Source organism: Allobosea sp. OK403 (assembly GCF_900113835.1).
GTDB lineage: Bacteria > Pseudomonadota > Alphaproteobacteria > Rhizobiales > Beijerinckiaceae > Allobosea.
In genome coordinates this window covers 259,494-271,369 of sequence record NZ_FOQV01000003.1, presented here as the reverse complement: position 1 = coordinate 271,369, position 11,876 = coordinate 259,494, and the positions used below count along the sequence as shown (strand labels likewise).

Genomic DNA, 11,876 nt, shown 5'->3' with positions numbered 1-11,876 from the left:
CCGTATCGAATGCGGAGCCTGCGGACACAAGCCGAAAATGCGCTCGCGCACCGAAAGATTCCGTCAATCATCATGCATGAAACAGGCCATTCAGGGGCGCTCAGGCCGAAAAACACGCTCCTTTAACCCAACCGCTTAAGCGCTCGGAGAGAGCTTGGACGCAATCTCGACCTGCAAGCACGAGAGCCCCGGACTGCACAGAGGGCTCCGTAGCGGCAGGGACATAGAGAGGCGTTATACCGATGGCCAGCGTCACGCCGGCTGCCGGAGAGACCGGCTTTGCGTCAGGTCTCTCCGGCCGCCCGACACACACGACCACCGTTCCGAAAAACCCGATGCCGGCGCAGCCAGACGCGCCACGGGTCGAACGCATCGCCTCGGTCAGGATCCTGCGCGGCGGCGCCGGATGGCGCGGCATCGCGATGCGCATGACGAATACCGGGCGCGAGGATGAGCGCTTCGAACTGGCTCTGACGGCCGGCGACGGCCGCTCGATCACGGTTGCGGTGCTGGATCAGGACGATGTGGTGGCGCTCTGGCGCGACTGCGGCCGCGCCAGCGGCCTGCCCTTGCTGATCGAGACCAGCGATGGGGTAATTTCGGAGCCCTATCCGCAGCTTGGCCGGCTCGCGCTCGGCCCGGTGCGGATCAGGCGGCGTCATTCCTTCCTCAACGGCCGCCGGCCGCGCTTCCTGGTGCGGCGCAAGACCGGCCGTCTCAGTGAGCGCCCGGTCGTCGTCGCCGGCGAGCGCCTGACGGATTGAAGGCCGGCCGGGCCTTCCATGGACTTACAGTGAAAGCAGCAGCAGACTCTCGCCATTCGGCAGGGTCTCGCCCGTCTCCCTGAAGCCGAGCGAGCGATAGAACTCCAGGGGCCCTGCGCTCCCCTGCACGATACTCGTTTTCAGCAGGTGGAATCCCTGGTCGCGCAGCGCTTGAAAGAGCAGCATCAGCGCCGCCTTGCCGTAGCCGCTCTTCTGGTGTCTGTGGTCGATCATGAAGCGCCACAGATAGCAGGCGCCGGATTCAGAACCCGGACGCCACATCAGGAAGCCGACCGGAGTTTCGGCGGCGTAGATGGCTTTGAAGCTTGCCGCGGGCTCGAAATGCGCCTGCGCGATCGAGATGGCATTGGGCGCGACGAAACCTTTTTGATCCTGGCGGACTTCCAGCGCGCAGATCGCGCGAACCGTCGCCGCGGTTATATCGCGCAGGGCAACGTCAGACATGCCGCATCATCGTTGAGGGCGTGAGCGCTGGCGATCCAGCCATCGCCAGCGCGGTAACGCGCGGGGCGTTCAGAGGCCGAACCGAACCAGCGCATCGAGCGCGAAGCCGGCCGCCAGCAGCAGTCCGGCGTGCCAGTTCGAGCGGAACAGGCGCAGCGCCAGCACCGGCGTCACACCGCTGATCTGCGAAACTTGCCAGCCAAGATGAGCCGCAAAGCCCGCGACGCCGAGCCAAGCGAAGACGCCGCCGCCGACCATCCAGGTCGCGACAGCGATCAGCAGCACGGCGAATCCGAAGCAGGCTCCGATCGCCTCCCGGCCATACTGCCCGAAATAGCGCGCGCTCGACTTGATGCCGGCGATGATGTCGTCCTCGATGTCCTGCAGCGCGTAGATCGTGTCGTAGCCGATGGTCCAGAGGATTGCCGCCGCATAGACCAGATAGGCCGGCGGATCGAGCCGGCCGAAGACCGCGCTCCAGCCGAGAAGCGCGCCCCAGGAGAAGGCGAGGCCGAGCACGAATTGCGGCATCTGGGTGATGCGCTTCATGAAAGGGTAGATCGCGACGATCGCCAGCGAGGCGATGCCGGTCAGAATCGTGAAGCGGTTGAACTGGAGCAGCACCAGCAGGCCGACAAGCGAGAGTGCGACCATGAATAGCGCTGCCGCCTTCGCCGTGACCTGGCCGGAAGGGAGCGGCCGGCCGCGTGTCCGCGCCACCTGAGCGTCGAGCTTGCGGTCGATGATGTCGTTGAAGGTCGAGCCGGCGGCGCGCATCACCACGGCGCCGATCAGGAACAGCAGGCAATGCCAGGGATTGGGGAAGGCCTGCCTGTCGGCGATCGCCGCGAGGCCCGCCGACCACCAGCAGGGCAGAAGCAGAAGCTGCCAGCCGATCGGCCGCTCGATCCGCGCGAGCTTGAGATAGGGTCTGAAGCGTCGCGGTGCACGCGTATCGACCCAATGCCCGGTTAGGGCGTCGGGAAGCGGAACATCCGTCGTCGAAACCATGGGCCGTTCCGGGTCGGGGGCTAGGGTCACGAAGTGGTCAGAGCGCGCCCTGGGGAACCCGCAGCGATCCGCCGGTGATCGAATCGGCGCCGCCGAACGGGCTGCCGCCGCCCTGATGTTGCTGGGCCTGCTGCTGGGCGCGCTTCTGCATCGCCGCCTGCTGCTTGACGGCGTTGCAGGCATTGTTGCGGATGCCGGCGGCCTTGTCGTTGTCGACCTTCAGGCCATCGACGAAGCTGGCCGGAATCTGGCACCAGTCCTGGTTCGCACTGGCGAATTTCAGCGCCGCATTGCCGTTCCCGACCAGGCGGCCGAGCGTGCTGCAGGCTTGCGCCGGGGTCAGCTTCTGCTTGGATCTCGAGGACGAGTTCAGCGAGGCCACGATCGCCTGGCGCTCCGCCAGCAGCTTCTGGATCTGCTCGCAGCCGGAAGCTTGCGCGGCGGCCGGCGCGGCATCGAGCAACGATACCGTCGCCAGACCGAGCATCGCGATCACTCCAGAAGCGATCTTGCTCGAAGTCATCATGCGCCGCATATGTCTTGCTCCGAATTGTTCATGCTGGGAGCGTTTCCGCTCCGGAATGTTCATAACAGCCTCACCGTGTTAGCGCCAAGCGCCTATGCGAGTCCACTTGCCGTTACGCCTGGATTGTGGCGGTTTTCGCGCTGGTTCGGCGGCGCGACGGCGGGTGACAGGAGATGACCGCGCCGATGTCCACCCCCGATTTCGCTCGCTACCGGCTTTATCTCGCCGACGATCTCGCCATTGGCACGCGCCTGCCGCTGGCGCGCGAACAGGCGAATTACCTGCTCAACGTGCTGCGCCTGAAGAGCGACGACACCATCATCGTGTTCAACGGCCGCGACGGCGAATGGCTCGCGGCGCTGACGGCGGAAGGGCGCAAGCAAGCAAGCCTCGGCCTGGTCCGGCAGACGCGCCCGCAGCCGGAAGCCCCCGATCTGCATTACCTGTTCGCCCCGCTGAAGCATGCGCGGCTCGACTATATCGCGCAGAAGGCCGTCGAGATGGGGGCGGGTGTGCTGCAACCGGTTCTGACCCGCAGGACGCAGGTGTCGCGGCTCAATCTCGATCGGCTGCGCGCCAATGCGATCGAGGCGGCCGAGCAATGCGGCATCCTGTCATTGCCCGAGATTCGGGGTGAATGCGGGCTGGACGCGGCGCTCGAAGCGCTCGAGCCCGAAAGGCTCCTGATCTTCTGCGACGAGGCGATGGCGCAGGAGAGCCCGCTCGAGGTGCTGGCTGCCGCCGCGCCCGGCCCGCTCGCTGTGCTGATCGGCCCTGAAGGCGGCTTCGACGAGGCCGAGCGCGCGCGCATCCTGGCGCGACCGAAAACGCTCAGAATCTCGCTGGGACCACGCATTTTGCGCGCCGATACGGCTGCGATTGCAGCTCTAGCGCTCGTCCAGGCGGTTTTGGGCGACTGGCCGCGCGGCTAGAGCGTTTTCGAGAGAAGTGGATACCGGTTCGCGTCAAGAAAACGCGTTAAAACAAAGATCCAGCTGTTTCAAAGGCGACCAGCCATGAAGGCCAGTAAAGCGTCGACGAGTTCGCGTGGGCGTTCTTCCGGCACGTAGTGGCCGCAGTCGGGCGCAATCCAGCTTTTCGGTTCGATCGCAACTTTCTTCATCGTGTTGAATGCTCCTTCGCCATAGCCGTGATCGGCCCCAACGGCGAGAACGGGGCAGGTCAGTGGCTTCGAGCCGAGCACCAGATTATCCTCACGGTCTTGCGGGATAAGCGCACGATAATGCGCGAACATCGCGCGCAGGCCGCCCGGTGCCGCCGCCGCCGATGCATACACGGCAATATCCTCGTCTGTGATGGCCGTGGGGTCGAAAACGCCGACCTTCTCGCGACGGATCATGGAGCGGATGAACATATGTTCGCGCCCGCGCACCAATTCTTCGGCGATATCGCCGGCGCGGTTGAAGCCGAAATGCCAGCTTCCGCCCGCGGCGATATCCATCGCCCGCTCCTGTCCAAAGCCGGGTAGCCCCGATTCGATGAAAACAAGCCCTCGGGTGCGCTGCGGCCACTGTGCTGAGAACGGGTAAGCAACCTGACCGCCGAGATCATGTCCGATGATCCAGGCTGAAGCGATGCCGAGCTGATCGAGTAGGGCGACGAGGTCCCCCGCGACTGTGAGCTTGGAATATACGCCTTCAGGTTTTGAGCTGTCCCCAAAGCCGCGCAGATCGGGTGCGATCGCACGATACCCCGCCTCGGCCAACAGTGGCATGACCTTGCGCCAGGTATGGGCGGTCTGGGGCCAACCATGCAGGAGTAAGACGGGTTCGCCAGATAACGGCCCTGCCTGAACGACATTCAGGCGGAGGCTCTCGCCGATCTTTATGCGTCCATGTCGTATCGTCGGGACTTCGCTCATCCGAGTTCTCGCTCTCCGCACCCTCGCCCAGCCTGGTGAAGGCTTACACCTAGCTGCGGAGCCTCGACAGGTTGTCGCTCGCACCGCACGAACAACCAATTGATTGTTCACAGCTAGTCCTCTGTTTTAACGCGCTTTCTTCACGCGAACCGGTGCCCGCTTCGCTCGAAAACGCCCTGGCGCTGCAGGCGGTCGGGAACGCCGGGGCGTGTCGGGCGTTTTCGCGATTGTGCGAAGGGAGCCGTATTCTCGACTCATTGGCAGCCAGGCTGTGGCGCGATTCCTGCCGAGGGGCGCGATGGCGCAAGCCCACCCCTCCGCACGGCCTGTAGCCCTTTGCCCGACGAGGATGACGCCATGAACGAAGCCAACCGCTTCGGCATCGAAGAAGAATATTTCCTGTCCGATGCCGGCAGCCGCGGGATCGCCCGCAAGGTTTCTCCCAAGTTCTTCGCCGCGGTCCAGGACGCCTTTCCCGACGAGGTGCAGCGTGAAATGCTGCAATCGCAGATCGAGGTCGCAACGCCGATCTGCGAATCGATGGCGCAGGCGCGGCATTCGCTCTCGACCTTGCGGAAGGGGCTGGCGGGGCTCGCGCTCGAACATGAGATGCTGCTGCTGGCCTGCGGCACGCATCCCAGCGCCGTCTGGTCGCGCCAGCGCGCGACAGAGGCCACGCGTTACGACCAGATCATGCGCGATCTGCAGATGCTCGGCAGCCGCAACCAGCTCTGCGGCCTCCATATCCATGTTGAGATCGAAGACGAGGACGAGCGCATCCGGCTGATGGTGCGCATTCTACCGTTCCTGCCGCTGCTCCTGGCGCTGTCAACCTCGTCGCCTTTCTGGCAGGGACAGCGCACTGGCCTGATGGGTTACAGGCTCTCGGCCTATGCCGAATTGCCGCGCACCGGCCTGCCCGAGCTCTTCACCGATGCGGCCGATTACCGGAGCTATGTCGAGACCCTGGTCGCAGCCGGCGCGATCAAGGATGCGAGCTATATCTGGTGGGCGATCCGCCCCTCCGACACGCATCCGACGCTCGAACTGCGCATTGCCGACAGCTGCACGAGGCTTGATGACACGCTCGCCATCGCTGCGCTGTATCGCTGCCTGATCCGCCATCTGCAGCGCCATCGCGGGCTGAATGCAGAGCTCACGCCGGCGGCGCGTGCGATTGCCGCGGAGAATATCTGGCGCGCGCAGCGCTACGGCATCCATGGCGGGCTGATCTGCGGGGAGAGCCGGACCATGCGCTCCGTGCCGAGCCTGATCGACGAGTTGCTCGGCGAGCTGGCCGATGACGCTGCGGCGCTCGGCTGCAAGGCCGAGCTCGCATATTGCCGCAGGCTGGCGGCGAACGGCACCAGCGCCGATGTCCAGCTCGCGGTCTTCGAAGAGGCTCGGGGGAGGGCGGGAGGGCAGGCCGCCGGGCTTGCCGCCGTGGTCGATTGGCTGGCCTCCGAGACCCGTCTCGACGGCGTCGCCCTCTCGCCGGGCTGGCAGCCGGCCATGCGCGGCGCAGCCTAGAGCAGGATGCGAAAAAGTGGGAGCCGGTTTTTCGCGTCAATCCTGCTCTAATTCTTGGATGAGAGACGGATTCAGGTTTCAGATGGGGTCACTTTGCGATCCCATCTGAAACCATCCGGCTCTAGCGAACGCCCGCCGACGACCGGGCGCGCCGCGCCGCCTTGCGTTGGCGCGGGGATCACTCTTGCATCAATGCGCGACGGGGGTCGTTGTCGAGCGCCTGAGGCTCGCCTATGTCTGGCGCTCCCGAGCCTGATCCGGCCGCGCCGAAATGCGCGGGCGGCCGCATGGCTGCATGCCTTACTCTGCCGGAGCGCCCATGGCTCGCGATGTGTCCGATTCGACCCCGATCGGTTCCAAGGACGAATTGATTTCCTGGATCGCTGCTGGCGAGAAGCCGGCCTCCGCGTTCAGGATGGGGACGGAGCACGAGAAGTTCCCGTTCTATGCGCATGACCTCTCCCCCGTGCCCTATGAGGGGCGCGATGGCCGGGGCGGCATCCGCCATCTGCTGGAAGGCATGCAGGAGAGGCTCGGCTGGGAGCCGATCGTCGATGACGGCCACATCATCGGCCTTGCCGGTCCCGAAGGCGGCGGCGCGATCTCGCTGGAGCCCGGCGGCCAGTTCGAGCTCTCAGGCGCGCCGGTCGAGACGCTGCACGATACCGCCGACGAACTCGCCAACCATCTCGCCGACGTCAAGGCGGTCGCCGCGCCCCATGGCATCGGCTTCGTCGCGCTCGGCCACTCGCCGCTCTGGACGCGCGCGCAGACGCCGGTGATGCCCAAGGGCCGCTACAAGATCATGGCGAACTACATGCCCAAGGTCGGCACGCGCGGCCTCGACATGATGTTCCGCACCTGCACGGTGCAGGTGAACCTCGATTTCGCGACCGAGGCCGACATGGTCAGGAAGCTCAGGGTCTCGCTCGCCCTGCAGCCACTGGCCACCGCCTTGTTCGCGGCCTCGCCGTTCACCGAGGGCAAGCTCAACGGCCTCCAGTCGGTGCGTTCGGAAATCTGGCTCGATACCGACAAGGCGCGCTCCGGCATGCTTGCCTTCGCCTTTGACGAGGGCATGTCCTATGAGGGCTATGTCGACTGGGCGCTCGACGTTCCCATGTATTTCGTCAAGCGCGGCGCGGTCTATCACGACGTCGCCGGCGCCTCCTTCCGCGACCTGCTTGCCGGCAAGCTTGCGCAGCTGCCGGGTGAGCGCGCCACGATCTCCGACTGGGCGAACCATCTCTCGACGCTGTTCCCCGAGGTCAGGCTCAAGCGCTTCCTCGAGATGCGCGGCGCCGATGCCGGGCCGCCCGAGATGCTGAACGCCCTGCCGGCCTTCTGGGTCGGCCTGCTCTACGACCAGGTGGCGCTGGATGCGGCCTGGGATCTGGTCAAGGGCTGGAGCGCCGAGGAGCGCCAGGCGCTACGCGATGCGGTGCCGAAAGCCGGCCTCTCCGCCCGCATCGGCGAACGCAGTTTGCGCGATCTGGCGCGGGAGGTGCTGGCGCTGGCGCGCGGCGGCCTCGCCCGGAGGGCGCGGCTGGATGGCGCGGGGCGCGACGAGACGGGGTTCCTCGCGCCGCTCGATGCGATCGTCGCGCAGGACCGCACGCTTGCGCAGCAACTCGCGTCACGCTTCGGGGGTGAGTGGTCGGGCGAGATCGCGCCCCTGTTCCCGGCGCTTGCGCTGTAAGGCATTCCGGCCAGTTTCGGCAGTCATGTTAACGATTTGGCCGAATTTATTCGGTATTTCCGAGACATGGAACGGATCAGAATGGCCATTTCCGACTTTGCTGGCGATGCGCGCGGCGCAACGGCGATCGAATATGGCCTTGTCGTGAGCCTGATATCGCTCACGATCGTGGTTTGGGCGACGCAGATCGGTCAGTCGGTGCTGGGCTTCTTCCAGAAGGCGGCGGCCGGCTTGGGGCCCTGAAACGCAGCGTCCGGCCTTTGTCCGGCGCTATTGCCATCCCTTATTCCGCCGCGGTCTTGAAGCTCTGCAGATTGTCGAGGCTCTGGATGATGTGCTCAGCCAGCGCATTGGACAGGACCGAAGGGTCAAAGCGCGTGCGCAGCAGACCGATCTTGCAGGATGGCAGCGTCGCATAGCCATCCGTCGGTCCCAGGATACGCATGCCGGGCCGGACCGCGCTTTCCGGCAGGACCGAGACGGCGAGCCCTGCGACCACCGCCGCGCCCACTGCCGTCGAATTCCAGCTCGCATAAAGCACACGGAAGCGCCGCCCCTTGGTCTCCAGCGCCTCGACGGCGGCCTGCCGCCAGTTGCAGGTCGGGCGGCCGAGCGCCAGCGGCAGCGGATCCTCCTCATGCACGCCATGGCGCGCCGAGGTTACCCAGAGCAGCGGCTCGATGCGGATGATCTCGCCCTGGCCGCGACTCTCGACATGGGTGATGATGGCGAGGTCGATGTCGCCGGTGGCGATCCTATCGGCCAGCATCGGCGTCGGCTCGCAGACGACGGTGACCTCGGCGCGCGGGTTGGAGCGGGCGAAGCGGGCGAGAATCTCGGGCAAATAGCGGTCGGCATAGTCGTCGGGCACGCCGAGCCGGATGCGGCCCTTGAGGTCGGCATCGGTAAAGCTCGCGACGCATTCGAGGTTCAGCCGCACGATCCTGCGGGCGTAGTCGAGCAGGCGCTCGCCATCCTCGGTCAGCTTGGCATGGCGGCCGTCGCGCCCGAAGAGCGGCCGGCCGACGCGCTCCTCGAGCCGCTTCATCTGCATGGAGACGGCCGATTGCGTCTTGAATACGATCTCGGCGGCGCGGGTGAAGGAGCCTGTATCGGCGATGGCGACGAAGGTCTTGAGCTGGTCGGCGTCGAGAACATGCGCCATGGCGGCCCCCAAACTGGATCATCAATATCCGTGCTGTGAAGCATCATAAGCATTCGTTTGGCTTATGACCAGCGGAAAGCTATCGTTTGGTCAGTTTCGAGGTCTTGCCAGCGGTGCGTCCGGGTGGGGTCTGGGAATACCCGTCGTTTGGACCCTTAGGAGGTCGTTATGCTGATCATGACCATTGCCACGAAGCCGTTCGCGTCCGTTTTGGGTGTCGTCACGCGCATCGGTGCGCGAGGGTTTGCCGGCGTAACGTCGCTCACGAAAGCGATCATCCATCGCCGCGAGGTTCTGCGCTTGACCGAGCTCGACGAACGCGGCCTCAAGGATATCGGCCTCGTCCGCTCCGATGTTGAAGGCGCACTTGCCACCTCCTGGCTCGACGATCCCTCGACCATTCTTGCCGCCCGCTCCGGTGCGCGTTCGGGCGTCGCCTCGGCGCGTCGCGCGGAAGGCGTTCGGCAGGCTCAGGCGAAGGCTCCCGCCATGAAGGCCGGGCCGGTCGCCAGGCAACCAGTCGCCAAGCAAGCGGTTGCGTGCAGCGCCTGACCCCTTGGGGCTGCGCGTTCCTGTGGGCGGAGGCTTCGTGCTTCCGCCCTTTTTTGTACCTGCGCCGCTAGAGCATTGCGCGAAAAAGTGGGTGCCGGTTTTTCGCATTGATCCGGCTCTAGCGCCGCTTCATCCCGGCCTTGCTCCTCGTCGCTGCTGTTGCGGCAGGGCGTATCGCCGATGCTTGCCTGGTTTCACGGATTTCTTGCTGATGTGAGCGGTTTTGCGCGGCCGCGAGGCTAAACCTAACTCAAAATTCACCAAACTCGGCAAAACCTCCTGCCCATGCCGCGCCGGGAGAGCGCGTATCGTTGCGATGCGGGGATGTCGGACATGCGATTTTCGTTGCGCCTTCAGGATCTGGCCATTCGGACGAAAATCGCCATCCCCCTGATCATCATCGGGGCGATCAGCCTGGCCACCGCCATTTATGGCGGTCGCGAATATGGCCGGATCCAGAAGACCTATTCCGACCTGATTTCCCAGCGCGCGACCGCGATCCTCGATGCAGCCCGCGCCACCCGCGCGATGAGCGACATCTCGCGCGATCTCTACAAGTCGATCGCCTATCCCGACTACATGAAGCAGAACACCACCGCGATCGAGGACGTGCGCAAATCCTATGATCGCGCGCTCGCCCGTTTGACCGATGCGAAGATCAGCTTCCCGCAGAAGGCTGCGGAGTTCGACGCGTTGGCGCGAAACTTCATGGCGTTGAAGGCGCAGGTCGATGATGTCGTCGCCATGGCGGCGCGCGATGAGGATCTCGCGGCCCTGTCCGTGATGTCGCAGCTCGACAAGATGATCAGCGAAATCGTGGCGCAGGCGGACGCGCTGAACGACAGCGTCAAGGCCGATACGGAAGCGACCTCCGGCCAGCTCGACGCCGAGGCCCGGACGCTCAATCAGCTGGTGCTCGCATTGTCCGCGCTCGGCATGCTGCTTGGCCTGATTGGAGCCATGGTGCTGGTGCGTCACTCGATCACGCGGCCGCTTGACCTGCTGAAGCAGCGCATGGGCGACCTCGCCGACGGCGACTACCAGATCGCCATCGACGGCCAGACCCGCAAGGACGAGATCGGCGCGATGGCGCGCGCCGTCCAGATCTTCAAGGACAATGGCCTGGCGGTCCAGCGCCTCGAGACTGAGACTGCGGAAGGTCGCGAAGCCTCGGATGCGCAGCGCCTGGCGATCGAGCAGGAGCGGGCCGGGCATGCGCGGGAACAGGAGCGGCTGGCAGCAGAGCAGCGGCAGGTCATGGATCTGCTGGCGAACGGGCTCGATCTGCTTTCGCAGGGCGATCTGACCTATCGCATCGACGCCGATGTGGCGGCTGAATACGAGAAATTGCGCGACGACTTCAACCTCGCCGTTGGCCATCTATCCGAGACGATCAGGACGATCCAGGCGACGTCTGGCGATGTCGGCAATGCGGCGCGCGAGATCAATATGGGGGCCGACGATCTGTCGAAGCGGACGGAAGAACAGGCCTCGTCGCTCGAGGAGACGGCGGCCACCACGGAGGAACTCGCAGCCTCGGTGAAGGCCGCGGCCACGGCCTCCAGGCAGGCTGTTGCGCTCGCCGATGAGGCGATGGACGTGGCGCGCAAGGGCGGGGCGATCGTCGGCGAGGCCGTCGATGCGATGGCCCGGATCGAGGCCGCCTCCCGCAAGATCTCCGACATCACCACCGTCATCGACGAGATCGCTTTCCAGACCAATCTGCTGGCGCTCAATGCGGCGGTCGAGGCCGCCCGCGCCGGCGATGCCGGCAAGGGCTTTGCGGTCGTCGCCTCCGAGGTCCGCACCCTGGCGCAGCGCTCGGGGGCTGCGGCCAAGGACATCACCGCCCTGATCACCGAATCGGGCGCTGAGGTCGCGCAGGGCGTTGGCCTCGTCCGCTCCGCCGGCGAGGTGCTGGAGCGCATCGTCGAGGCTTCGCGCAAGGTGTCCGCCACCGTCTCCGACATCTCGGCCGCTTCCGCCGAACAGGCCAATGGCATCGACGAGATGAGCCAGACCGTGGCGCATATGGATGAGATGACCCAGCAGAATGCGGCGCTCGCCGAAGAGAGCGCGGCCTCGGCCACGGCCTTGTCGGACCAGATTCAGCGCCTCAACGCGCTGGTCGCGAGTTTCCGCACCAATGCCGATACTCAAGGATTGCGCGAACTCGCCGCGGGTATGGCGCGCGAGGACGCGAACTGGCAGTCGCGCCGCGTTGCCTGACGCAGATCAGCTTTTTGATAGCGGCGCGAAACCGCCACCAGAGCCATCCTGCT

The 11,876-nt window shown here is 65.3% G+C and carries 12 protein-coding genes; 7 read left to right on the top strand and 5 right to left on the bottom strand.

Annotation, left to right across the window (positions count from 1 at the left end; translation table 11 throughout):
* Window positions 1–242: 242 nt before the first annotated feature.
* Window positions 243–764 carry a DUF6101 family protein gene (locus tag BMZ97_RS12625; RefSeq protein WP_139221209.1) on the top strand — a complete coding sequence of 174 codons (522 nt, stop codon included), beginning with the start codon at window positions 243–245 and terminating at the stop codon, window positions 762–764.
* 24 nt (window positions 765–788) lie between these two features.
* Here the strand turns inward: BMZ97_RS12625 and BMZ97_RS12620 are convergent, their stop codons facing one another.
* From BMZ97_RS12620 to BMZ97_RS12610, 3 genes are all read right to left on the bottom strand, one after another.
* Window positions 789–1,229, bottom strand: coding sequence for a GNAT family N-acetyltransferase (locus BMZ97_RS12620; protein ID WP_092169655.1), 441 nt, complete (start codon window positions 1,227–1,229; stop codon window positions 789–791).
* A gap of 69 nt (window positions 1,230–1,298) precedes the next feature.
* Window positions 1,299–2,240 (bottom strand): 4-hydroxybenzoate octaprenyltransferase, encoded by a 942-nt coding sequence (gene ubiA, locus BMZ97_RS12615; protein WP_092169653.1) that lies wholly within the window; start codon window positions 2,238–2,240, stop codon window positions 1,299–1,301.
* A 37-nt stretch (window positions 2,241–2,277) separates the two neighbouring features.
* On the bottom strand, window positions 2,278–2,766 hold the full coding sequence (locus tag BMZ97_RS12610) for a hypothetical protein (protein WP_175525536.1): 489 nt from the start codon (window positions 2,764–2,766) through the stop codon (window positions 2,278–2,280).
* Window positions 2,767–2,951: 185 nt separating this feature from the next.
* Between BMZ97_RS12610 and BMZ97_RS12605 the strand changes: the two genes are divergently transcribed.
* Window positions 2,952–3,698 carry a 16S rRNA (uracil(1498)-N(3))-methyltransferase gene (locus BMZ97_RS12605; protein WP_092169648.1) on the top strand — a complete coding sequence of 249 codons (747 nt, stop codon included), beginning with the start codon at window positions 2,952–2,954 and terminating at the stop codon, window positions 3,696–3,698.
* Window positions 3,699–3,766: 68 nt separating this feature from the next.
* On the opposite strand, the gene BMZ97_RS12600 is transcribed toward BMZ97_RS12605, so the two are convergent.
* Window positions 3,767–4,648, bottom strand: coding sequence for an alpha/beta fold hydrolase (locus BMZ97_RS12600; RefSeq protein ID WP_092169645.1), 882 nt, complete (start codon window positions 4,646–4,648; stop codon window positions 3,767–3,769).
* 357 nt (window positions 4,649–5,005) lie between these two features.
* On the opposite strand from BMZ97_RS12600, the gene BMZ97_RS12595 reads away from it, so the two are divergent.
* The 3 genes from BMZ97_RS12595 (at window position 5,006) to BMZ97_RS12585 (ending at window position 8,120) form a co-directional block, all read left to right on the top strand.
* Window positions 5,006–6,178, top strand: coding sequence for a carboxylate-amine ligase (locus tag BMZ97_RS12595; RefSeq protein ID WP_092169643.1), 1,173 nt, complete (start codon window positions 5,006–5,008; stop codon window positions 6,176–6,178).
* 319 nt (window positions 6,179–6,497) lie between these two features.
* Window positions 6,498–7,877 carry a glutamate--cysteine ligase gene (locus BMZ97_RS12590; protein ID WP_092169639.1) on the top strand — a complete coding sequence of 460 codons (1,380 nt, stop codon included), beginning with the start codon at window positions 6,498–6,500 and terminating at the stop codon, window positions 7,875–7,877.
* 81 nt (window positions 7,878–7,958) lie between these two features.
* Window positions 7,959–8,120: a Flp family type IVb pilin gene (locus tag BMZ97_RS12585; protein WP_139221208.1), complete on the top strand. Its 162-nt coding sequence runs from the start codon at window positions 7,959–7,961 to the stop codon at window positions 8,118–8,120.
* A 40-nt stretch (window positions 8,121–8,160) separates the two neighbouring features.
* Here the strand turns inward: BMZ97_RS12585 and BMZ97_RS12580 are convergent, their stop codons facing one another.
* The gene (locus BMZ97_RS12580) at window positions 8,161–9,042 is read right to left on the bottom strand and encodes a LysR substrate-binding domain-containing protein (protein ID WP_092169634.1); all 882 of its coding nucleotides are present in this window, start codon (window positions 9,040–9,042) and stop codon (window positions 8,161–8,163) included.
* 168 nt (window positions 9,043–9,210) lie between these two features.
* On the opposite strand from BMZ97_RS12580, the gene BMZ97_RS12575 reads away from it, so the two are divergent.
* Both BMZ97_RS12575 and BMZ97_RS12570 read left to right on the top strand, forming a co-directional pair.
* Window positions 9,211–9,594 (top strand): DUF1127 domain-containing protein, encoded by a 384-nt coding sequence (locus BMZ97_RS12575; protein ID WP_139221207.1) that lies wholly within the window; start codon window positions 9,211–9,213, stop codon window positions 9,592–9,594.
* 333 nt (window positions 9,595–9,927) lie between these two features.
* A complete protein-coding gene (locus tag BMZ97_RS12570) occupies window positions 9,928–11,823 on the top strand; it encodes a methyl-accepting chemotaxis protein (protein WP_175525535.1) in 1,896 nt (631 codons plus the stop codon).
* Window positions 11,824–11,876: the final 53 nt, after the last annotated feature.